The 23,504-nt window shown below is 64.2% G+C and carries 18 protein-coding genes; 17 read left to right on the top strand and 1 reads right to left on the bottom strand.

Features of this window, described 5'->3' with window-relative positions:
• Positions 1-8: 8 nt before the first annotated feature.
• The 9 genes from hflX (at position 9) to AC1RMD_RS05325 (ending at position 8,910) form a co-directional block, all read left to right on the top strand.
• Positions 9-1,193, top strand: coding sequence for a GTPase HflX (hflX, locus tag AC1RMD_RS05365; RefSeq protein ID WP_492924355.1), 1,185 nt, complete (start codon positions 9-11; stop codon positions 1,191-1,193).
• Positions 1,193-2,512 carry an FtsH protease activity modulator HflK gene (hflK, locus tag AC1RMD_RS05360; RefSeq protein WP_492924353.1) on the top strand — a complete coding sequence of 440 codons (1,320 nt, stop codon included), beginning with the start codon at positions 1,193-1,195 and terminating at the stop codon, positions 2,510-2,512. The genes hflX and hflK overlap by 1 nt, the downstream gene beginning before the upstream one ends.
• Positions 2,512-3,426 (top strand): protease modulator HflC, encoded by a 915-nt coding sequence (hflC, locus tag AC1RMD_RS05355; protein WP_492924351.1) that lies wholly within the window; start codon positions 2,512-2,514, stop codon positions 3,424-3,426. The genes hflK and hflC overlap by 1 nt, the downstream gene beginning before the upstream one ends.
• 162 nt (positions 3,427-3,588) lie before the next feature.
• Positions 3,589-4,749, top strand: coding sequence for an ATP phosphoribosyltransferase regulatory subunit (locus tag AC1RMD_RS05350; protein ID WP_492924349.1), 1,161 nt, complete (start codon positions 3,589-3,591; stop codon positions 4,747-4,749).
• A gap of 4 nt (positions 4,750-4,753) precedes the next feature.
• The gene (locus AC1RMD_RS05345; protein WP_020701999.1) at positions 4,754-6,064 is read left to right on the top strand and encodes an adenylosuccinate synthase; all 1,311 of its coding nucleotides are present in this window, start codon (positions 4,754-4,756) and stop codon (positions 6,062-6,064) included.
• Between the two features lie 18 nt (positions 6,065-6,082).
• A complete protein-coding gene (locus tag AC1RMD_RS05340) occupies positions 6,083-6,628 on the top strand; it encodes a phosphoribosyltransferase (RefSeq protein ID WP_217945404.1) in 546 nt (181 codons plus the stop codon).
• Positions 6,629-6,878: 250 nt separating this feature from the next.
• Positions 6,879-7,544 carry a choice-of-anchor E domain-containing protein gene (locus AC1RMD_RS05335; protein WP_492924346.1) on the top strand — a complete coding sequence of 222 codons (666 nt, stop codon included), beginning with the start codon at positions 6,879-6,881 and terminating at the stop codon, positions 7,542-7,544.
• Between the two features lie 42 nt (positions 7,545-7,586).
• Entirely contained in the window at positions 7,587-8,246 is a 660-nt protein-coding gene (locus AC1RMD_RS05330; RefSeq protein WP_492924344.1) for a choice-of-anchor E domain-containing protein, read from the top strand.
• Positions 8,247-8,313: 67 nt separating this feature from the next.
• Entirely contained in the window at positions 8,314-8,910 is a 597-nt protein-coding gene (locus AC1RMD_RS05325; protein WP_492924342.1) for a MarC family protein, read from the top strand.
• On the opposite strand, the gene AC1RMD_RS05320 is transcribed toward AC1RMD_RS05325, so the two are convergent.
• Positions 8,907-10,391, bottom strand: a complete 1,485-nt coding sequence (locus AC1RMD_RS05320; RefSeq protein WP_492924340.1) for a S41 family peptidase — start codon at positions 10,389-10,391, stop codon at positions 8,907-8,909. The two genes, AC1RMD_RS05325 and AC1RMD_RS05320, sit on opposite strands and share 4 nt — an antisense overlap.
• 189 nt (positions 10,392-10,580) lie before the next feature.
• Between AC1RMD_RS05320 and AC1RMD_RS05315 the strand changes: the two genes are divergently transcribed.
• The 8 genes from AC1RMD_RS05315 to AC1RMD_RS05280 all read left to right on the top strand — a co-directional run bounded on the left by AC1RMD_RS05315 (position 10,581) and on the right by AC1RMD_RS05280 (position 23,500).
• Positions 10,581-11,594: a LacI family DNA-binding transcriptional regulator gene (locus AC1RMD_RS05315; RefSeq protein ID WP_492924338.1), complete on the top strand. Its 1,014-nt coding sequence runs from the start codon at positions 10,581-10,583 to the stop codon at positions 11,592-11,594.
• Positions 11,595-11,648: 54 nt separating this feature from the next.
• A complete protein-coding gene (locus tag AC1RMD_RS05310; RefSeq protein ID WP_492924336.1) occupies positions 11,649-14,504 on the top strand; it encodes a TonB-dependent receptor in 2,856 nt (951 codons plus the stop codon).
• 99 nt (positions 14,505-14,603) lie between these two features.
• Positions 14,604-16,040: a glucoamylase family protein gene (locus AC1RMD_RS05305; protein ID WP_492924334.1), complete on the top strand. Its 1,437-nt coding sequence runs from the start codon at positions 14,604-14,606 to the stop codon at positions 16,038-16,040.
• Between the two features lie 2 nt (positions 16,041-16,042).
• Positions 16,043-17,305, top strand: a complete 1,263-nt coding sequence (locus AC1RMD_RS05300) for a sugar ABC transporter substrate-binding protein (RefSeq protein WP_492924332.1) — start codon at positions 16,043-16,045, stop codon at positions 17,303-17,305.
• On the top strand, positions 17,302-18,177 hold the full coding sequence (locus AC1RMD_RS05295; RefSeq protein ID WP_492924330.1) for a carbohydrate ABC transporter permease: 876 nt from the start codon (positions 17,302-17,304) through the stop codon (positions 18,175-18,177). Before AC1RMD_RS05300 ends, AC1RMD_RS05295 begins: the two co-directional genes overlap by 4 nt.
• Positions 18,174-19,004 carry a carbohydrate ABC transporter permease gene (locus AC1RMD_RS05290; protein WP_492924328.1) on the top strand — a complete coding sequence of 277 codons (831 nt, stop codon included), beginning with the start codon at positions 18,174-18,176 and terminating at the stop codon, positions 19,002-19,004. Before AC1RMD_RS05295 ends, AC1RMD_RS05290 begins: the two co-directional genes overlap by 4 nt.
• Complete coding sequence (locus AC1RMD_RS05285; RefSeq protein ID WP_492924326.1) at positions 19,001-22,117, top strand: discoidin domain-containing protein; 3,117 nt, start codon at positions 19,001-19,003, stop codon at positions 22,115-22,117. Before AC1RMD_RS05290 ends, AC1RMD_RS05285 begins: the two co-directional genes overlap by 4 nt.
• 24 nt (positions 22,118-22,141) lie before the next feature.
• The gene (locus tag AC1RMD_RS05280) at positions 22,142-23,500 is read left to right on the top strand and encodes a GH1 family beta-glucosidase (RefSeq protein WP_492924324.1); all 1,359 of its coding nucleotides are present in this window, start codon (positions 22,142-22,144) and stop codon (positions 23,498-23,500) included.
• The last annotated feature ends 4 nt before the right edge of the window (positions 23,501-23,504 follow it).

Here is a 23,504-nt window from a genome sequence, read left to right as displayed (position 1 = left end):
ACCGTCGTATGCGCGCAGCTCTAGTCGGTATCGATTTCGGTCAGGGCGACTTCGCCGCCAGCGTCGAGGAACTGAACCTGCTGGCTCGCTCGGCAGGTGCGGAACCGGTGACGACGATCACGGCCAAGCGTTCCTCCCCGGACGCCGCCTATTTCGTCGGCAGCGGCAAGGCCGATGAAATCGGTCTGGCCGTGCTGGATCACCGCATCGAAATCGTCATCTTCAACCACGCCCTGTCGCCAGCCCAGCAGCGCAATCTGGAAAAGCGCCTGAACATCCGGGTGCTGGACCGCACCAGCCTGATACTCGACATCTTCGCCCAGCGCGCCGCCTCCCACGAGGGCAAGCTGCAGGTGGAGTTGGCTCAGCTGCAGCATCTGGCCACCCGCCTGATCCGCGGCTGGACCCACCTCGAGCGTCAAAAGGGCGGTATCGGTTTGCGCGGCCCTGGCGAAACCCAGCTCGAGACCGACCGCCGTCTGATCGGCGAGCGGGTCAAGGCCTTGCGCGCGCGCCTGGACAAGCTGCGCAAGCAGCATGAAACCCAGCGCCGTTCGCGCGGCCGCAGCCAGACGTTCTCGGTGTCGCTGGTCGGCTATACCAATGCCGGCAAGTCGACGCTGTTCAACGCCATCACCAAGGCTGGCGTGTATGTCGCAGATCAATTGTTCGCCACGCTGGACACCACCTCGCGCCGTGTGTACATGGGGCAGGAAGTGGGCAACGTGGTGATCTCGGACACGGTCGGTTTCGTGCGCGAGCTGCCGCACCAGCTGGTGGCGGCGTTCCGCGCCACGCTGGAGGAGACCATCCATGCCGACCTGCTGCTGCACGTCGTCGACGCTTCGTCGCCGGTGCGCATGGAGCAGATCGAGCAGGTCAACCTGGTGCTCAAGGAAATCGGCGCCGATCATATCCCCCAGATCCTGGTGTGGAACAAGATCGACGCCGCCGGGCTGGAGCCTTCGGTCGAGCGCGATGAATATGATAAGATTTCCCGCGTTTTCCTCAGTGCGCGCACCGGGCTGGGGCTGGACCTCATGCGCGGCGCCATCGTCGAATGGGCCAAGAACGCGCCGGGTGCCCGGCTCAATCAGGCTTACGACACGGGCGAAGAACACAGCGTAGAAGCAGGCGAAGCAGCAACCGAGCCGGATAGCAGTCCCACCCTCACTCATGTCGGATCACACTAATGCGTGTCTCGTCACTTATCAAACGTCTCGGCCTGAAGCTGTCGCTGAACGATCCCCACTGGGGCTCGGGCAAAAAAGACGGCAAGCCGCAAGCCAATGAAGGCAAGAAGCCCGGCGAAGGGCCGCCTGACATGGAGCAGCTGTGGCGCGATTTTAATCAGCGCCTGAACAGCTTCTTCGGTCAGAAGAATCGTCCCGACGGCAACGGCGGCAACAACGGCGGCAGCGGCGGCGGCGGTCGTCCCGACCTGGCCGGCATGCGCGCCACCGCCGGCGCGATCGGCGCCGTGATCGGCCTGATCTGGCTCGCCAGCGGCTCCTTCATCGTGCAGGAGGGCCAGGCCGGCGTGGTCTACACCTTCGGCAAGATCAGCCATGTGACCGGTTCCGGTTTCAACTGGCGCTGGCCGTATCCGTTCCAGAGCGACGAAACCGTCAAGGTCTCGCAGATGCGCATGGTGGAGATCGGCTACCGCAGCAACCTCAAGAACAAGCAGGCGCGCGAATCGCTGATGCTGACCGATGACGAAAACATCATCGACATCCAGTTCGCCGTGCAGTTCAAGCTGAAAGACCCGGTGGCCTGGCTGGTGAACAACCGCGACGAGGAGGAAACCGTGCGCCAGGTGGCCGAGACCTCGATCCGCGAAATCGTCGGCAAGAACAAGATGGACTTCGTGCTGTACGAGGGCCGCGACAAGGTCGCCCTCGAAACCCAGCAGCTGATGCAGCAGATCCTCGACCGCTACGCTTCCGGCGTGCTGATCTCGAACGTGACGCTGCAGGCGGTGCAGCCGCCGGAGCAGGTGCAGGTCGCCTTCGACGATGCGGTGCGCGCAGGGCAGGACCGCGAGCGCCAGAAGAACGAAGGCCAGGCCTACGCCAACGACGTGATTCCGCGCGCACGCGGCAGCGCCTCGCGCCTGCTGCAGGAAGCCGAGGGCTATCGCTCGATGATCACCGAGAACGCCACCGGTAACGCCTCGCGCTTCAAGCAGGTGCTGGCCGAGTACCAGAAGGCGCCGGGCGTCACGCGCGACCGCATGTATCTGGAAACCATGCAGCAGATCTTCACCAGCACCAGCAAGGTGATGGTCGACGCCAAGTCCGGCAGCAATATGCTGTACCTGCCGCTCGATAAGATGATCGCCCAGGCCGCGGCCACCGACAGCGCCGCCGCTGCCGCCCGCGCCGCCTCGCAGGCTGCCGCCTCGTCGTCGTCGTCCGCGTTGCCGGCCGAAGTGATGCCGCAGGTGGAAGTCAGTCGCCAGCGCGATTCACGCGCCCGCGACGCCTTACGTGAACGGGAGGGTCGTTAATGAACCGCATAGCCAGTACCCTCATTGCGGCCTTCGTCGCGTTCCTGCTGCTGTCGTCCACCATGTTCGTGGTCGACCAGCGCAAGTACGCCATCGTGTTCGCGCTGGGCCAGATCAAGGAAGTCATCCGCGAACCGGGCCTGCACTTCAAGCTGCCGCCGCCGTTCCAGAACGTGGTCTACCTCGATAACCGCATCATGACCATCGAGACCCCGGACGCCGAGCGCTTCATCACGGCCGAGAAGATGAACATCCTGGTCGACAGCTTCGTCAAGTGGCGCATCGGCCGCGCCGAGAGCCAGCCCAAGCTGTACTACGTGACCTTCGGCGGCGACGAGGGCCGCGCGCGCGACCGCATGTCGCAGATCGTCAAGGCGGCGCTGAACGAGGAAATCACCAAGCGCACCGTGGGCGAAGTGATCTCCGGCCAGCGCGGCAAGGTGATGGAATCGATCCGCGCCAAGGTGGTGGCGGAATCGTCGCAGATCGGCGTCGAGATCATCGACGTGCGCCTCAAGCGGGTCGAGTATGTTGAGCAGATCAACAACTCGGTGTACGAGCGCATGAAGGCCGAGCGCATGCGCGTGGCCAACGAGCTGCGTTCGACCGGTAACGCCGAATCGGAGAAGATCCGCGCCGACGCCGACCGCCAGCACGCCGTGATCATCGCCGAAGCCTACCGCGACGCCGAGCAGATCCGCGGCGAGGGCGATGCCAAGGCTTCGGCGATCTACGCCGACGCGTTCGGCAAGAACCCGGAGTTCTACAAGTTCTACCGCAGCCTGGAAGCCTACCGCGCCACGTTTAAAAACCGCAGCGATGTGATGGTGCTGGATCCGAGCTCGGACTTCTTCAAGTACTTCAAGGGTTCCGGCGCCGCCGGCCCGGCCGCTGCGGCTGCCGCCAAGAAGTAAAGCAGGAAAGTAAAGTCTGACCTGCGCCGGGGTGCCGAATGGCTCCCCGGCGTATCTTTTTCCCCTCCCGCAACGCATTTTCGCGTAAAATATCAGGTTCGGCCTTCCGCTTCACGGGTCTCGGCGCGTGCGCCACATTGTTCATTTTTAAACTGCCTCCCCATGCCGAATTGGCTTTTGCCTGAGAATATTGCCGACGTTTTGCCGTCGGAAGCGCGCAAGATTGAAGAGTTGCGTCGTCTGATGCTGGATAATTTCCGTCTGTACGGATATGAACTGGTGATGCCGCCGCTGCTGGAATACCTGGAGTCGCTGTTGACCGGCGCCGGCCAGGATACCGATCTGCGCACCTTCAAACTGGTGGACCAGCTGTCGGGCCGCATGCTGGGCCTGCGCGCCGACATGACGATCCAGGTGGCGCGCATCGACGCCCACCTGCTGAACCGCGACTCGGTCACCCGCCTGTGCTACGCCGGCAGCGTGCTGCATACCCGTCCGTCGGGCCTGCACGCCACCCGCGAGCCGCTGCAGATCGGCGCCGAGATCTACGGCCACGCCGGCCTGGAGGCGGATGCCGAGATCCAGGAACTGGCGCTGGCGTCGCTGGCCCTGGCCGGCTTCACCGACGTGCGGCTGGACCTGACGCATGTGGGCGTGCTGCGCGCCATCCTCGAAGGCGACGCCGCCGCGCAGAAGGATGAAGCCCAGCTGTACCTGCTGCTGCGCGCCAAAGACGTGCCGGGCCTGCAGGCATTGACACAAGATTATTCGCCGGTGGTGCGCGACGCGCTGCTGGCCTTGCCGAATCTGTACGGCGACGTCGAAGTATTGAAGCGCGCGCGCGAAGTGCTGCCGGAGCTGCCGGGCATCGGCAAGGCGCTGGCCGAACTGGCCGCGTTGGCGGCCTCGGCCATCAATCGCGCCGACGTGGCGATCGACCTGGCCGACCTGCGCGGCTATCAGTACGAGAGCGGCGCGATGTTCGCGCTGTACGTGCCGGGCCTGCCGAACGCGGTGGCGCGCGGCGGCCGTTACGATCACGTAGGCGAGGCCTTCGGCCGGGCGCGTCCCGCCACCGGCTTCTCGCTCGACCTGCGCGAACTGGCGCGCCTGCTGCCGACCGCGGAGCGCAAGCATTCGATCCGCGCGCCGTGGGGCAATGCGCCGGAATTGAAGGAAAAAATCGCCGAACTGCGCAAGTCCGGCGAGGTCGTGATCCAAAGCATGCCGGGTCACAGCAACGAACTGGACGAGTTCGAGTGCGATCGCGCTCTGGTTCTCGACGATAATGGTAGCAACTGGATTCTTAAAAACTTAGGTTAGTGTGATGTCAAAGAAAAACGCAAAAAACGTCGTCGTCATCGGTACCCAATGGGGCGATGAAGGTAAAGGCAAGATCGTCGACTGGTTGACCGATCATGCGCAAGGTGTGGTCCGCTTCCAGGGCGGCCACAATGCCGGCCACACGCTGGTCATCGGCGGCGTCAAGACCGCGCTGCAACTGATCCCGTCGGGCATCATGCGCCCGGGCGTGGCCTGCTACATCGGCAACGGTGTGGTGGTGTCGGTGCCGGACGTGCTGCGCGAAATCGACAAGCTGGAAAAGGTCGGCGTGGAAGTCGCGTCGCGCCTGAAGGTGTCGGACGCGGCGCCGGTGATCCTGCCTTACCACTCGGCACTCGACCTGGCGCGTGAAGCCAAGCGTGGCGAAGCCAAGATCGGCACCACCGGCAAGGGCATCGGCCCGGCCTACGAAGACAAGGTTGCGCGCCGCGCGATCCGCGTCGCCGACCTGCTGAACGAAAGCCGTTTCGCCGAAAAGCTGGCCGAGAACCTGGACTACCACAACTTCGTGCTGGAACACTATCTGAAGGCGCCCAAGGTCGACTATCAGAAGACCCTGGACGACGCGCTGGCCTACGTGCCGCGCCTGCGCCCGATGGTGACCGACGTCTCGAGCGCGCTGTACGCCGCGCACAAGGCCGGCGCCAACCTGCTGTTCGAAGGCGCGCAAGGTTCGCTGCTGGACGTCGACCACGGCACCTATCCGTTCGTCACCTCGTCGAACTGCGTGGCCGGCAATGCCGCCGCCGGCGCCGGCGTCGGTCCGAACATGCTGCACTACATCATGGGCATCACCAAGGCCTACACCACCCGCGTCGGCTCCGGCCCGTTCCCTTCGGAACTGCCTACCGATGCAGGCGTTGGCCATCACCTGGCGCAAGTGGGCCACGAATTCGGCACCGTGACGGGCCGCGCCCGCCGCTGCGGCTGGTTCGACGCGGCGCTGCTGCGCCGTTCGGTGCAGATCAACGGCGTGACGGGCATGTGCCTGACCAAGCTGGACGTCCTGGACGGCCTGGAAACGCTGAAGCTGTGCACCGGCTACACCATCGACGGCGTGGCCGTGGACATCTTCCCGTCCGGCGCTGAAGAAGCCGCCCGTTGCGTGCCGGTGTACGAAGAAATGCCGGGTTGGACCGACAGCACCGTGGGCGCCAAGTCGCTGGCGGCGCTGCCTGCCACCGCCCGCGCTTACATCAAACGTATCGAAGAGTTGGTCGGCGTGCCGGTTGACATGGTATCGACCGGCCCGGATCGTGAGGAAACGATCGTGCTGCGTCATCCATTCGAGTAATAAGAAGGATTTGCAAACATGACGACCCCACAAACGAACGACAAACACCTCTGGGTCTCCTGGGATGAGTACCACCGCCTGATCGAGCGCCTGGCGCTCAAGGTGCACGAGTCGGGCTGGAAGTTCGACCAGGTGCTGTGCCTGGCGCGCGGCGGCGTGCGTCCTGGCGACGTGTTCTCCCGCATCTTCGACGTGCCGCTGGCGATCCTGTCGACCAGCTCGTACCGCGAAGAAGCCGGCACCGTGCGCGGCGACCTGGACATCGCCAAGTACATGACGATGACCAAGGGTCCGCTGAGCGGCCGCATCCTGCTGGTCGACGACCTGGCCGATTCGGGCGTCACGCTGGTCAAGGTGATGAAGCATCTGACCGACAACTTCGAAGGCGTGACCGAAGTGCGTTCGGCGGTGATCTGGACCAAGGGCAGCTCGGTGTTCAAGCCGGACTACCAGATGGAAGAACTGCCGCACAATCCGTGGATCCACCAGCCGTTCGAAGACTACGACGGCATCCGTCCGCATCAGCTGGCGGCATGGATCAAGAAGGGCGAAAGCGGCAACTAAACGCCTGTGCATTGCGTTTATTGCTCCACAGAAAAGCGGCCACTGGCCGCTTTTCTTATTTGCGCGTCATGGATAAAGAATGTATTCCATATGACAACTAAAGTTGCAAATTAAATCTGTCCGATGTGCAAAAAGAAATGCAATTAGGACATTTTGTGTTAAGATTGCGTTAATTATGCAAGTGGCAGCAGGCAGTATCTCTGCGGTTGCCTCACAGCGCCGCTACTCGGCACATTTTTAAGGAAATTGAATGAAACTGAAAAACTTTGCTGCCGCAGCAATTTGCGTAGTCGCTGGCGTGTTCGCGGCTCCTGCGATGGCCGACACCGTCAGCTACAACATCACCAGCGTTGCCGCTGGCACCCAAACCAACATCCTCACCCTGTTGAACATCAAGCAGTTCGACTCCCTGCTGGGTACCCTGACCGGAATCGAAATCGATTACGGTTCGCACCTGAATGGCCAGGTGACTGTCACCAATGGCAGCACGAAGAAAGACAAGACCGCCGTCTTCACGCTGACGTCGACGATGTCGCTGACCGGTCCTGCCGGCCTGAACCTGGGTAGCGATTCGAAGACGCTGTTCAGTGCTTCGGTGACCGCAGTAAAAAACACCGCCAACGTCGTCGGCCAGACCGGTACCGCCGACCTGAGCAGCAGCGTTACGCTGAACGCTGCTGATTTCGGTCAATTCACCGGCACCGGCAACGTCGGCGCCATGCTGTCGATTTCGGCCTTGGGCGGCGTTTCCGGCCAGGTCATCGACAATACGTTCACGACCTGGGCGAATGGCGCAGGTAACGTGACTTACACCTACAACGCTGCTCCAGTGCCTGAGCCAGAGACCTACGGCATGCTGCTGTTGGGTATGGGTGTTTTGGCATTCGCGGCCAAGCGTAAATCGCGCGCCGCCTAAGCTTAGCATTCGAACCTAACGACAACGAATTCCGAAAAGACTATGAAAAAATTGACTCAAACCTTCTTCGCCGCAGCCGCCATGACCGTGGCCCTGGGTGCTAGCGCAGCGACCGTTGTGCAGCCGACCATCACTTCGAACACTGCAATCAACGTTGAAGACAACGACGGCGATCTGCATTTCGCCAAGTTCAACTCGTCGCTGGGCACCCTGACTTCGGTCAAGTTTGAACTGTTCAACACGCTGAGCGGCTCGATCGAAGTGACCAACAATGCTGTCAGCGGCATCGCTACCGACTTTATCGTGACGGCTGGCGGCCAGATCGACGGCGACTTGCTGGGCAATACCGTTTCGGCGATCGGCTCGGTCACCAAGACTTTCAACCTGAACCCAGGTCAGACCGGCCAGGTCACGCTGTCGCCATGGACCGAGAGCGGTTCCGTGGTTCTGCTGTCGTCGAACACCGATCTGAGCGCCTTCATCGGCGGCGACGAGTTCCACGCATTGCTGACCGGCTGGTCCACTCAGGTGACTTCGGGCAGCGGCAACGCCACCTACAAGCCACGTATCAACCTGGACGGCTACGCCCAAGTGACCTACACCTACGCAACCGCACCAGTACCAGAACCAGAAACCTACGCCATGCTGCTGGCTGGCCTGGGCCTGATGGGTGTGGTAGCACGCCGCCGCAAATCGGTTTAAGCCGAATCTGGTGGTACACTGCAAACGGGAGCTTCGGCTCCCGTTTTTCATTTGACCCAGGAATACCATGACTCAGAACTTTTTCCAGACCTTCATCCTGCTGCTGCTGGTGACCGATCCGTTCGGCAACGTGCCGCTGTTCGCCAGCGTGCTCAACCCGGTGCCGGTGGCGCGCCGCTCGCGCATCGTTATCCGCGAGTGCGCGATCGCCTTCGTGCTGCTGCTGGTCTTCATGTTCTTCGGTCGCCACTTCCTGGCAGCGCTGCAATTGTCGGAAGTGTCGCTGCGCATCGGCGGCGCCGTGATCCTGCTGCTGATCTCGATCCGCATGATCTTCCCGCACCCGGACGGCGTGCTGGGTCGCACCGAAGGCGGCGAGCCCTTCATTGTGCCGCTGGCGATACCTGCGCTGGCAGGGCCGTCGGCGCTGGCCACGGTGCTGCTGTTCTCGCGCGAGAGCACCGGCGAGGTGCTGGTGCACGTGGCGGCGTTGGCGGCCGTGGGCGTGGTCTGGCTGGCCGTGTTCCTCAGCGCCGAGAAGCTGCAAAAAGTCCTCGGCCCTCAGGTGATGACCGCCTTCGAGCGGCTGATGGGCCTGATCCTGACCGCGATGTCGGTCGAAATGCTGCTCGGCGGCATACGCGAGTTCGTCAGGTCGCTTTAAGGTTTTACGCTGCGGGCACGCAGGTCGGCCGCCACCGCATCGAGCAGGCGCCAGGCGCGTTCGCGGTCGGACTCGCCATCGGCCGGCAGGATCGGCAGGTCCGGCTTGACGCCGGCCACCTCGTTGCCGCCGTCGGCCCGCAGGCGCACGCAGTTGGGCATGCGATAGCGCAGGCGCGAATGCGGCAACACCACCGGCGGTGCGTCGGTCATGAAGCCGCAGCCGTCGCCGGCGCTGGCGCGGCCGACGATGCGCGCGCCCGCCGCATCCTGCATCAGCGCTGAAAACATCTCCGCCGACGACGCCGTGCCGCCGTCGCTCAACACGTACACCGGACCGGTCCAGGCCCCGCGCAATGCGTCCACCTCGGCCGCCCAGTAGACGCTGGAGGCGATCTTCTGGTTGCCGTAGGCATTCGGCGGCAGGTAGCTGGCCTGGCCGCTGGCGTAGCCGGCGTCGATCAGGCGGCTGCAGCCGTTCGGTTGCCACGGCCGCTGTTCGCTCCATACCCACGACAGGTCGCAGCCGCGCGCCGCGATGCCGGCCTTGCGCGCTTCGAACGCGGCGATCGCCTGTTCCAGCGCGGCCTGGGCCTCGGGCGTGGCATCCCGTTCCTTTTGCGCCTTGCGCAGGCCTCCCAGCTGCTCATCGAAATACGCGGCCGCCAGCGGCGCGGCACTCATCATCATGCGCGCCGAATGCACGTCGCGACCGGTGAACAGGCGTGCCGCCCAATCGCCGCTGTCGTTGCCTCCGGGGTTGCTGCCGACATCGACCAGCACCGCCGCCACCTTCTGTTCGCGGAAGCGCGCCAGTTGCGCCGCCAGTATGCGCAGCCAGGCCGCGTTGGCGGCGTCCTTGACCGGCTTGACGTCGGCCTCGCTCATCGGCCCCCTGGCCTGGCGCTCCGACCAGGCCTGTTCGCAGGCGGCGGGGGAGGCGTCCTGTGGCCGGAAGCGCGGGATGCGCACCACGCCGAGCCGCGTGCCGTCCGGCGCCGCGACCACGCCGGAGCGGAAGGCGCGCGTCAGGCCGTCCGCTTCCAGCAAGGTTCCCGGCAGGCCTTCGAACGGCAGCGAGAACGCAGCGCCGCGGGCCGGCCCGTAACCCAGCGCGGCGCAGGCTTGCACCGCGTTCAGGCGCGAGTAGTCCACCTTCGGCAGCGCCAGCGGATGGGCGATCTTCGTTTGCAGCACGGCGCCCGCGGAGGAGAAGTGGCCGTCGTGGAAGCCGCTCACGAATGCCGATAACGCAGCCTTGGCCATCGCGTCGTCGTCGGCACTGTCGAGCAGGCGGCGGGTGCGCTTGTCGAGCGCAGGCAGATCGACGCCGCCCTGTGGGGAAGCAAACCACGCCAGGTTGGCGTAGCGCTGTTCCAGCGCCGTTTTCAGGGCCGCGTAGTCGTCCAGCCAGTCCTGGCGCTCGAAGGCGCTGGCGCCGGTGGTGGAAAGCAGCAGGGCAGCGGTCAGCAGAGTCTTCATGAAATGGTATTGTTGCAAAAAAAGAAAATTATAACAGCGCTGTGCAATGTTCTGAAAATCGCTTTACAGCCTCGACAAAACGCGGGTAGACTTATCGATATCGAATGTAACCGGTTACATTTTCATAAAACGTAGCCGGTTTTCTTTTCGATCACAATGTAACCGGTTACATTTTTCTGAAAGCAATAAATGGCGATCACTATCAAGGATGTGGCACAGGAGGCGGGTGTATCCGTCGCGTCCGTTTCGAGGGCGCTGAACGGCCATGCCAGCATCACCGACGACACCCGCAAGCACATCCTGGCCGTGGTCAAGCGCATGCGCTACATGCCGCACGTGGGCGCGCGCAGCCTGACCACCAGCTTCACCAACACCATCGGCGTGCTGTTGCCCGACCTGTATGGCGAATTCTTCTCGGAGATGATACGCGGCATAGACGGCGCCGCGCGCCGCCGCGGCCTGCACCTGATGGTCTCCAGCCTGCACGGCGACGCCGACGAAGCGGCGCTGGCGATCCGCGCCATGCGTGGCCGCGTCGACGGCCTGTTGGTGATGTCGCCGCACGTCGATGCCGCCTTCCTGTCCGATAACCTGCCGGAAGACCTGCCCATCGTGCTGATGAACACCGCCGCCGGCGGCACCCAGTATCCATCCATCTCGGTCGACAACTACAGCGGCGCATACGCCATGGTGGCGCACCTGGTGGCGGGCGGCTACCGGCGCATCGCCTTCCTGGCCGGCCCCGCCGGCAACTTCGAGGCGCAGGAGCGCCTGCGCGGCTACCGCGCCGCGCTGGCCGCACTGGCGCCGGGCGCCGCCGAACATGTCTACGAAGGCGACTTCTCCGAGCAGTCCGGCCAGGCGGTCGGCCAGGTGCTGCTGGAGATGGACGCGGCGCTGCGTCCCGACGCGCTGTTCGCCGCCAACGACATGATGGCCATCGGCGCGCTGCTGGCGCTCAAGCAGGGCGGCCTGCAGCTGCCGCGCGACATGGCGCTGGCCGGCTTCGATGATATTCCGATTGCGCGGTATGTCAGCCCGGCGCTGACTACCGTTCGAGTCCCGATCGCCGACCTGGGTGTGCGGGCGCTGGAAAGCCTGGTCGCCAAGATCGGCCAGCCGGGTAGCGTGTCCGCCACCGCGCAGACATTGGGCGCCGAGCTGGTGGCGCGCGCTTCGACTGGAGAGGGCACACCCACATAAATCGCAGTTCCGCTTCATGCCTAGATGTACACAACAAAAAATCAGGAGACAAACATGAAAACAAGCCCACGGCATTTGCCGGCATTACGCCTTACCGTCATGGCGGCCTCGCTGGCCGCCGCCTTGCTGGCCGTCCCCCACGCCGGCGCGCAACTGAGCAGCGCCACCATCCAGGGCCAGGTCACGGCCGCCAACGCGGCGCCGTCGGCCGGCGCCGCGGTCACGGCAACCAATCAGCTGAACGGCTACGCCTACCGCACCACCACCCGCGCCGACGGCAGCTATGTGCTGAGCGGCGTCGCCCCCGGCACTTACCAGATCAAGGTCGGCGAGCAGAAGGCGGAGCTGGTCACCGTCAGCGTCGGCCAGACCAGCCAGGTCAATCTGGCCTTGCAGGGTGGGGTGCAGCAGGTGCTCATCACCGGCTCGGCCACGCGGCGCGACGTCGCCGGCTCCGAGATCGGCACCTCGGTCTCGCGCGAGCAGATCGAGAAACTGCCGCAGGTGACGCGCAATTTCCTGTCCTTCGCCGACCTCGCGCCGGGCGTGCGCTTCAACGTCGACGGCAGCGGCAACGTCAAGGTGCAGAGCGGCGCGCAGAACCAGGACAACGTCAACGTCTTCATCGACGGCGTCAGCCAGAAGAACAACATCCTGCGCGGCGGCGTCTCGGGCATCGATTCCAGCCGCGGCAATCCGTTCCCGCAATCGGCGGTGGCCGAGTACAAGGTGATCTCGCAGAACTACAAGGCGGAGTTCGACCAGGTGTCCAGCGCCGCGATCACCGCCGTCACCAAATCCGGCGGCAACGAGCTGCATGGCGACGTGTTCTGGGACCACACCGGCACCAACCTGACCGCGCTCGATCCGTTCCAGAAGAGCGCGGAGCGCGGGGGCATCGCGCGGCCGGCGTCGTCGCAGGACCAGTACGGCATGACGCTGGGCGGCCCGATCAAGCAGGACGTGGCGCACTTCTTCTTCGCCTACGAAGGCAAGAAGATCGACAGTCCGCGCCAGGTGGTGGCGCAACGCACCGACCTGTTGCCCAATGCCGGCATCGTGCCGGGACTATTGGCGCAGCAGGGCGCCGCTGTTTCGACTTTCAAGGAGAACCTGTTTCTGTTGAAGGTGGATGCGCAGGTCGACCGCGACCAGCGCATCGAGGCGATCGCCCGCGTGCGCCGCGAGAGCGACCTGATACCGGAAGACGCCAAGTTGAGCGTGGCCGAGAATGTCCTCAACCGCAGCAACAACGAGGACCGTTTCGATTTTAAACACGAATGGAGCAACGACCGTTGGCTCAACGAGGCGCGCCTGGGCTACGAAAAATACAGCTGGAATCCGCATGCGAACGCCAACAAGCCGTACATCAAGTACCAGGTCTCGCCCAGCAATACGGACAACAACGTGGTCGATGTGCTGATCGTCGGCGGCTCCCCCAACAACCAGTTCCGCCAGCAGAGCGGCACGCTGCTGCAGGACGACCTGACCTACACCGGCATGGCTGGCCACACGATGAAGGCCGGCGTCAAGGTCAAGCACATCACCTATGACTTGTCGGGTACCGCGTTCGCGGTCGACAAGCTGATCGAGCGCATCGATACCGTGACCGGCCTGGCGAGCATCATCCGCACCGAGCCGGCGGTGCCGGCGACGGGCGTCAACTTCGCCAACAATCAGTACGGGGTCTACTTCCAGGACGACTGGCAGGCCAGCGACAAGCTGCTGCTCAATCTCGGCCTGCGCTACGACTACGAAGACAATATGCTGAACGACAGCTATGCCACGCCGGCCGGCCGTGTCGCCATCTTCGACAAGCAGGATCCGCGCAATGGCGCGCCGGCCGGCCAGACCTACGCGCAGTCGCTGGCCAAGGGCGGCATCAACATCAAGGACTACATCAGCAACGGCAGCAACCGCAAGCCGTTCAAGAGCGCGTGGGCGCCGCGACTGGGCCTGTCCTACGACATCAAGGGCGACCGCGCCTCGGTGCTGTTCGCCGGCTGGGGCAGGGCGTACGACCGCACCATCGCCAACCACGCGCTGGACGAAGCGCAGAAGAACGCGCAGACCGGCGGCGAGGTTTGGATGATCAAGAGCGACCACAAGATGGCCTACACCGACCAGTTCAGCTTCGGCCTGCGGCAGGCGCTGGGCATCTGGAACGGCGAGGCCGGCTACACCAATTCGCGCAGCCACAACCAGTTCAACTGGTTCGGCGGCAACCGCGATCCGCAGGGAGGCTGGGGCACGCAAAGCCCGATCGATCCGCTGTGGGGTTCGGTGCCCGGCTTCGGCACGCTGATCCTGGGGGACTTTGTCAGCGAAGCGAAAACCGATTCGGCCTACCTGAAGATGGACAAGCCATACACCAAGGCCTCCACCTGGAGCCTGGGCGCGACCTATACCTACAGCCGCGGCGAGACTACCAACAAGGAATGGACCAACGACATCTTCAACTGGACCTATGGCCGCAATACCTCTGGCTGGAATCCGTCGACCGATGTCGAGCGCCATCGCCTGGTGGTGGCCGGCGTGAGCGACGGCCTGCTGCCATGGGGGATGATGGTATCCGGGAAGCTGACGCTGGGTTCCGGCCTGCCTTACCGCATCACCGATTGCTCGACCGGCTTCGATCACTGCGTGTCGGCCAAGGGCAACGGCAGCGCCTTCCACCAGGTTGATGTCGGCCTGTCGAAGGAAGTCGGTTTCCGCTACGGCAGGGTAGCGCTGCGCGCCGACGTGCTCAATCTGTTCAACAGCGTCAATTACGGCGGTTACGACGGCTGGGGCGGTGGGCCCGGCAATCCGCAGAATCGCCTGGGTGGCGACAATAAGAACCTGGGCACGCCAAACTCGGTGGGCGGCCCGATGCGCACCGTGAAATTCAGCGCGCGCTACGCCTTCTGATCCCGGCCGTAGTACCGTTGTGTAGTGCCGCTCCCTGTCCAGGGGGAGCGGCGGTTTCCTGACGCGCCTCGTGCGCTCGCCATTGGAAGAAAACGATCCATGTCACTTGCCATGCCCCTCGCTTTACGCCGCACGCCGCACGCCCTGGCCGGCCTCGCTCTTGTCGTCGCCGCGCTGTTCTCCGGCGCCGCCGCCGCGCGCGACAACCAGCTGCCGCCACTGTTCGATCAGCTGGAACAACGCACCTTCGACTTTTTCTGGGACACCGCCAATCCCGTCAACGGACTGGTGCCGGACCGTCATCCGACGCCTTCTTTTTCCAGCGTGGCGGCGGTGGGTTTCGGGTTGACCGCGTATCCGGTCGGCGTTGAGCGAGGCTACATCACGCGCCAGCAGGCGCGCGACCGCGTGCTGGCCACCTTGCGTTTCTTCCGCACCGCACCGCAGGGGGCGGCCAAAGGCACCAGCACCAGCGGCTACAAGGGCTTCTTCTATCACTTCCTCGACATGAAAACAGGGCTGCGCCACAACGACAAGGTTGAGCTGTCGACCGTCGACACGGCGCTGTTCCTGGCCGGCGCCTTGTTCTGCCAATCCTACTTCGACGGCGACGACGCCGCCGAGAAGGAAATCCGCAAGCTGGCGGCGGAAATCTACGAACGCGTCGACTGGACCTGGGCCCAGGCGCGCAAGCCGTCCATCGCGCTGGGCTGGCATCCCGAGTCGGGCTTTATCGGCTACGACTGGAAGGGCTACAACGAGGCGATGCTGGTCTACGTGCTGGCATTGGGTTCGCCCTCGCACCCGGTGCAGCCGGACGCCTGGAAGGCCTGGACCAGCAACTACGCCAAGAGCCTGGAGGGCAAGGGCGACAAGGAACATCTGGGCTTCCCATCGATGTTCATCCACCAGTACAGCCACGTATGGATCGACTTCCGCAACATCCGCGACGAGTACATGCGCGAACGCGGCTACGATTACTTCGAAAACAGCCGCCGCGCCACCTATGCGCAGCGCGACTATGCGATCAGCAATCCGCTGCGCTGCAAGGGCTACGGCGCCAACGTCTGGGGCATCACCGCCAGCGATGGGCCGGTCGACAAGACGCTGGAATACGAAGGCCGGCAGATACCGTTCCACACCTATGCCGCGCGCGGCATCGGCGGCCTGAAAACCTATGACGATTGCACGCTGGCGCCGACCGCCGTCGCCGCATCGCTGCCGTTCGCACCCGAGATCGTGATCCCCGCCGTACTTGAAATGAAGCAGCGCTACGGCGACTTTATCTATGACCGCTACGGCTTCCTGGACGCGTTCAATCCTAGCTTCGCGTACAAGCTGCCGCTGCAGCAAGGCCGCATGGTGGCCGGCAAAGGCTGGGTGGACAACGACTATCTCGGTATCGACCAGGGACCGATCATCGCCATGACCGAGAACTACCGCAGCGATTTGATCTGGCGCGTCATGCGCGGCAATTCCGCCATCCGTCGCGGGCTTGAGCGCGCCGGCTTCAGCGGTGGCTGGCTGTCGAAATGACCATGCGCTTTTCTCCGGCACTGTTGGTGTTGGCCTGTGCCGCCCTGCTGACCTCCTGCGCGCCGCGCCGGGAGGAGGGCGTGGTGCTGAAGTTTTGGGCCATGGGCCGCGAGGGCGAGGTGGTCACCGCGCTGATGCCGGAGTTCGAACGCACCCACCCCGGTGTGCGCGTCGAGGTGCAGCAGCTGCCGTGGACCGCCGCGCACGAAAAGCTGTTGACCGCCTTCGCCGGCGACGTCATGCCGGATATTTTCCAGCTCGGGAATACCTGGGTGCCGGAGTTCAAGGCCATCGGCGCCTTGCAGGCGCTGGACGGCGTGGTGGCGGCTTCGCAGCTGGTGGCGCCGGCCGACTATTTTCCGGGCATCTGGGACACCAATATCGTCGATGGCAAGCTATGGGGCGTGCCCTGGTATGTCGATACCCGCGTGATGTTCTACCGCCGCGACATGCTGGCCCGCGCAGGCTACGCCAAGCCGCCGCAGAACTGGGCGGACTGGATGAAGGCGATGACGGCGATCAAGCGCATCGTCGGACCGGACAACTACGCCATCCTGCTGCCCAGCGACGAGTTCGAACCGCTGCTGGCGCTGGCATTGCAGCAGGACGAGCCGCTGCTGCGCGACGGTGGCCGCTACGGTAACTTTCGCACCGCCGGTTTCCGCCGCAGCCTGCAGCTGTACGCGGACATGTATTCGCAGAAGCTGGCGCCGCTCAACCGCATCACCAATGTGTATCACGAATTCGGCATGGGTTATGTGTCCTTCTACATTTCCGGCCCGTGGAATATGGGCGAGTTCAAACGCCGCCTGCCGGCCGACCAGCAGGACAACTGGATGACGGCCATCCTGCCCGGGCCATCCGGCCCCGCCGCTTCGGTTGCGGGCGGCTCCAGCCTGGTGCTGGCGGCGTCCTCCAAGCATCAGCGCGAGGCGTGGCAACTGATCGAATACCTGTCGAGCACCGACAGCATGGCGCGCTTCCACGAGCTGACCGGCGACCTGCCGCCGCGCCGCAGCAACTGGCAGCACGCGCCGCTGGCGGATGACAAGTACGCCAACGCCTTCGGCCAGCAGCTGGAACGCGTCAAGCCGGCGCCCAAGGTGCCGGAATGGGAGCAGATCGCCACCGAGATGCGTCTGGTCACCGAGCGCGTCACCCATGGCGAGCTGACGGTCGAACAAGCAGCCGTCGAACTGGATGCGAAGGCCGACCATATCCTGGAAAAGCGCCGTTGGATATTGGCGCGCAAGGAGGGTAAATGAACTCGCAACGCGCCGCCTGGTGCTTCGCCGGACCGGCACTGCTGGTCATCAGCGTGTTCTTCTTCCTGCCGGTGTTGGCCGCGCTGGTCATGAGTCTGACGGACTTCGACATCTACGCGTTGGCCGACCTGCGCAACCTGCGTTTTGTCGGCCTGCGCAACTACGCCGATCTGCTGCAAACGCCGCTGTTCTGGCAGGCGCTGGGCAATACGCTGTACTTCGTGGTGGTGGGGGTTCCTCTGTCGATCGCCGCGTCGCTGGGCGCGGCCTTGCTGCTGCATTCGCGCCTGACGCGCTTCAAGGGCCTGTTCCGCACCGCCTTCTTCGCGCCGGTGGTGACGTCGCTGGTGGCGGTGGCGGTGATCTGGCGCTACCTGCTGCACACCCGCTACGGCATGATCAACCATGGGCTGGAACTGCTGGGCATTTCGCCGGTTGACTGGCTCAACGATCCGCACTGGGCGATGCCGGCGATTATCCTGTTCGCGCTGTGGAAGAACTTCGGCTACAACATGATCATTTTCCTGGCCGGGCTGCAAAGCATCCCGGACGATTTGTACGAAGCCGCCGGCCTTGATGGCGCGGGCGTGTGGCAGCAGTTCCGTTTCATCACCTGGCCGATGCTGGGACCGACGCTGCTGATGGTCAGCATCCTGAGCATGTCCGGCTACTTCCAGTTGTTCGCCGAACCGTACGTGATGACGCAGGGCGGCCCGGTGCAAAGCACGGTCAGCGTGTTGTACTTCATGTATGAGCAGGGCTTCAAGTGGTGGAACCTGGGCGCCGCATCCGCCGTGGCGTTCGTGCTGTTCGCGATCATGTTCTGCGTCACGCTGCTGCAACTGCGGGTCGCCAAAGGAGTGGACGCATGAGCGCCTTGCATAACAAACCGCGCGCGCTGCTGTTGAATGCCTTGATGCTGGGGGCGGGCGCGTTGACCTTGTTCCCGTTGCTGTGGATGTTGTCGACGTCGTTGATGGCGCCCGGGGAATCGAGCAGCTTCCCGTTGCCGCTCTTGCCGCGCTCCGCCACGCTGCATAACTACCGTGAGCTGTTCGGTCACGCGGGCATCGGCAAGTATCTGTTGAATAGCGTGCTGTTGTCGTGCGCGGCGACGTTGCTGTCGCTGCTGTTCAACGTCAGCGCCGGCTATGCCTTCGCCAAGCTGCGCTTCCAGGGGCGCGACCGCATCTTCAAGGTCATGCTCGGCGCGCTGGTGATACCGAGCCAGGTGGCGATGCTGCCGCTGTTCCTGCTGCTGAAGTATATGGGACTGGTGAACAGCTACGGCGCCGTGCTGGTGCCGGCGATGGCTGGCATCTTCGGCATCTTCCTGGTGCGGCAGTACGCGCTGACGATACCGGACGCCTTGCTGGAGGCCGCGCGCATGGACGGCGCCAGCGAGTTCCAGATCTTCCGCATCATCGTGCTGCCGTTGCTGACGCCTATCCTGGTCACGCTGGGGATCTTTACCTTCCTCGGCACGTGGAACGATTTCATGTGGCCGTTGATTGTGTTGACCGACAAGGACCTCTACACGTTGCCGGTGGCGTTGGCGTCGCTGTCGCGCGAGCACGTGCAGGACAACGAGTTGATGATGGCCGGTTCGGTGCTGACCATCCTGCCGGTGCTGCTGTTGTTCCTCGGTTTGCAGCGCTACTACATACAGGGCCTGCTGGTGGGGAGCGTCAAGGGATGAAGCGCATCGTCACATTATTGGCCATGTTGTGGGCGGCGCTGGCGGCGCAGGCCGGCGTGCTGGACGACTTTTCGAATGTCGGCTTGTGGCAGGCGCAGGCTTCGGACGGCGTGCTGTCCAGGGCCAGCGCGGCCGACGGCGGCCTGCGGCTGGACTTCGATTTTTCCGGCAAGGGCGGTTATGCCTTTGCCCGCCGCAGCCTGCCACTGGATCTGCCGGAGAACTACGAGATATCGTTCTACATCCGCGCCGATGCGCCGGTCAATCACTTCGAGTTCAAGCTGACCGACGCCAGCGGCGACAACGTCTGGTGGTTCCAGCAGCAGAACTACGCGTTTCCCAAGCAGTGGCAGCTGGTGCGTATCAAGAAGCGCCAGGTGCTGTTCGCATGGGGACCTGCCAAGGACCGCAACCTGACCCATGCCGACCGTATCGAATTTGTCGTCAGTGCCGGCAGTGGCGGCGGCAGCGGCTCGGTCTACATTCGTCAGCTGGCGATCCGCGAACTTGCGCCGACGCCCAAGGCCTGGCCGCAAGCCACTGCACAGGCCTCGTCCGCGTCTGCGCAGGGTGGGGCGGCGCTGGCGCTGGATGGCAAGGCGACGACCGCGTGGATCAGCGCCGCCGGCAAACGCCAGCAGCTGGTGATCGACCTGGGCGCCGAGCGCGAATTCGGCGGGCTGGTGCTGCACTGGCAGGGGCGCCGCCATGCGCGCCGCTACGATATCGAACTCTCCACCGACGGCGTCAATTGGCGCACGGTGCGCCGGGTGGTCAGCGGCAACGGCGGCGCCGATCCGCTGCGCTTGCCGGAATCGGAAGCGCGCTATATGCGCCTTGCCTTGCACGACGGCCCGGCAAGCAGCTATGCGCTGTCGGAAGTGGAACTGAAGGACCTGGCCTACGGCGCCACGCCCAACGATTTCATCTCGGCGCTGGCGCAGGGGGAGCGACGCGGCCTGTATCCGCGCGGCTTCTCTGGCCAGCAATCCTACTGGACGTTGGTGGGCGTGGACGGCGGTGGCGATCATAGCGCGCTGATTTCCGAGGACGGCGCCATCGAGGCACGGCAGGGCGGCTTCTCGGTCGAGCCATTCGTCGAGGATGGCGGAGCGCTGGTCAGCTGGGCCGACGTCGAAGTCAGTCAAAGCCTGCGCGATGGCTATCTTCCGGTGCCGACGGTGCTGTGGCGGCTTCCTTCGTGGACGCTGAGCGTGACCGCTGCGGCGGCCGGAACGCCCGCGTCGTCGCAGCTGCTGGCCCGCTACGAGCTGAAAAACCTGACTGGCGCGAGCCGGAAATTGAAACTGGTGCTGGCCATACGGCCATTCCAGGTGAATGCGCCGCGCCAGTTCCTCAACACGCCCGGCGGCTTCAGCGCGATCAACGACCTGGCGTGGGATGGCAGGGCATTGACGATCAACGGCGACGCCAAGGTTTATCCGTTGGAACGCCCGACCCGTGTGGCGCTGATACCGTTCGATGCCGGCTTGCTGCCGGCGGGCGCCGGCGCGACCGCGCACGACGACACCGGCATGGCATCGGCGGCGCTGACCTACGAGATCACGCTGCCGCCGCATGGCAGCGCCGTGTTGGGCGCCATTTTGCCGATGGCTGGTGGCGCCGCCATGCCTGCGCCAACCGGCCGGCACGCCGCCTGGCTTGCGCGGGAACAGGATAGCGTGGCGGGCGAATGGCGGGCCAAACTGAATCAGGTCACGCTCAGCATGCCGCCGGCCGGCCAACACATGGCCGATACGCTGCGCTCGTCGCTGGCCCATATCCTGATGACCCGCGAGGGCGCGGCGCTACAGCCAGGCACGCGTTCCTACCGCCGCTCCTGGATACGCGATGGCGCCATGATGTCCGAAGCACTGCTGCGCCTCGGTCAGCCCGATATCGCCGCCGACTATCTCCGCTGGTACGCGCCATACCAGTTCGGCAACGGCAAAGTACCGTGCTGCGTCGACCGCCGTGGCGCCGATCCGGTGCCCGAGAACGATAGCCACGGCCAGTTGATCTTCCTCGCCGCCGAGCTGTATCGCTACACGCAGGACAAGGCCGCGCTGGCCGGCGCCTGGCCGCGCATGGACGCCGCCGCCCGGTACATGGAAACGCTGCGCCAGTCCGAGCGCACGGCCGCCAACCAGGCGCCGGAGCGCCGCCCGCTTTTCGGCTTGATGCCGGCATCGATCAGCCATGAAGGCTATTCCGAGAAACCCATGCATTCCTACTGGGACGACTTCTGGGCCATGCGCGGCTACAAGGACGCGGCCGACATGGCGGCGGTATTGGGCGACAGCGCCGCCGCGCAGCGCCTGGCGCCCCAGCGCGACGAGTTCAGTCACGATCTGTACGCCTCGCTGGCCGCCAGCACCGCCGCGCACAAGGTGGACTACATGCCCGGCGCGGCGGAACTGGGCGACTTCGACCCCACCTCGTCGACCATCGCACTGACCCCTGGCGGCGAACAGCAGCAGTTGCCGTCGGCATTACTGAAGGCGACCTACGAAAAATACTGGGACTTTTTCCGCGCCCGCCGCGACGGCAGCAAAGCCTGGGAAGACTACACGCCCTACGAACTGCGCAACGTCAGCGCCTTCATCCGCCTGGGTTGGAGCGAACGCGCCGCCGAACTGCTGGATTACTTCTACGCCGACCAGCGCCCGGCCGCGTGGAACCAGTGGGCCGAAGTGGTCGGCCGCGATGCGCGTCAGCCGCGCTTTCTCGGCGATATGCCGCATGGATGGATCTCCTCCGACTACATCCGCGCGGCGCTCGATACGTTCGCTTATGAACGCGAATCCGACCACGCGCTGCTGCTGGGCGAAGGCATACCCAAGGCCTGGTTGCAAGGCGCCGGTGTCGGCGTGCACGGCCTGCGCACGCCGTATGGCCCGCTCAGCTACACGCTGGCGACGCAGGGCGGCCGCCTCATATTGCGCATCGAAGCCATGTCGCGCATGCCGCCCGGCGGCGTGATTTATACCTGGCCGGGGGCAGCTACGCCGGACGCGGTGCGGCTGAACGGCCAGCCGGCGGCGTTGCAGGGCAAGCAGATCACCATCACCAGTCTTCCAGCGGTTTTGCAGATAGATGCCGCACCGTTTTAACTTCCGCACTCAAGGGATTTTTACATGAACAAAGCGATTCAATTTCCAGCCAATTTCCTGTGGGGCAGCGCCACGTCGGCCTACCAGATCGAAGGATCGCCGCTGGCCGACGGTGCGGGACCGAGCATCTGGCAGCGTTTCTGCGCGGTGCCCGGCAATGTGCGCGACGGCGACCATGGCGACATCGCCTGCGACCACTACAATCGCTACAAGGAAGACGTGGCGTTGATGGTCAAGCTGGGTTTGAAAGCCTACCGTTTCAGCGTATCGTGGAGCCGCATCCTGCCGCAGGGACGCGGCGCCGTGAACCAGGCCGGCCTGGATTTCTACAGCCGCCTGATCGACGAGCTGCTGGCCAACGGCATCGAGCCGATGGCGACGTTGTATCACTGGGACCTGCCGGCAGCGCTGGATGACCGTGGCGGCTGGCTCAATCCCGATATCGCCGAATGGTTCACCGACTATGCCCGCGTGCTGTTCCGAGCCTTCGACGGCCGCGTCAAATCCTGGGCCACGCTCAATGAACCATGGGTAGTCACGGACGGCGGCTACCTGCATGGCACGCTGGCCCCCGGCCATCGCAGCCTGCACGAAGCGGCGCTGGCCAGCCATAACCTGATGCGCGCACACGGCAGCGCAGTCAAGGCCTACCGCGAAGAGGGCAAGTACCAGATTGGCATTGTCGTCAACATCGAACCCAAGTACCCGGCCAGCGAGTCGCAGGCCGATCTCGATGCGACCCGCCGCGCCGACGCCTACATGAACCGCCAGTACCTGGATCCGATTTTCCTCGGCAGTTATCCGTCGGAGCTGAAGGAAATCTTCGGTGACGCCTGGCCCGATTGGCCGACCGCCGACTTCGAGTTGATTGGCCAGAAGCTGGACTTCGTCGGCATCAACTACTACACGCGTAGTGTGGTGCGCAACGATCCGGCGCATTGGCCGCTGCGCGTGGCGCCGGTGCGCCAGACCCAGGCCACTTATACGGAAACCGGCTGGGAGGTGTTCCCGCAAGGGCTGACCGATACGCTGCTCAACTTCAAGCAGCGCTATGGCGACACGCCGCTGTATGTGATGGAGAACGGTTCCGCCTTCTACGATCCGCCGCAGGCGGAGGATGGCCGGGTGCACGATCCCTTGCGCATGAGTTGCCTGCGCAAGAACATGGGCGCGCTGCACGCTGCGCTGGAGTTGGGCGTGGACCTGCGTGGCTACATGGTGTGGTCGCTGCTGGACAACCTCGAATGGTCGCTGGGCTTTTCCAAGCGCTTCGGCATCATCCACGTCAACTTCGAAACCCAACAGCGCACCTTGAAGGACAGCGCGCTGCTGTACGCCGATATCGTCGCCAGCAATGGCGCCTGCCTGAACCCACCGGTATAACGTC

It is taken from the genome of Duganella sp. GW822-FHT06D06 (assembly GCF_058799615.1).
Note: the sequence above shows the minus strand (reverse complement) of the source record. Positions and strands in the feature narration are given on the sequence as shown.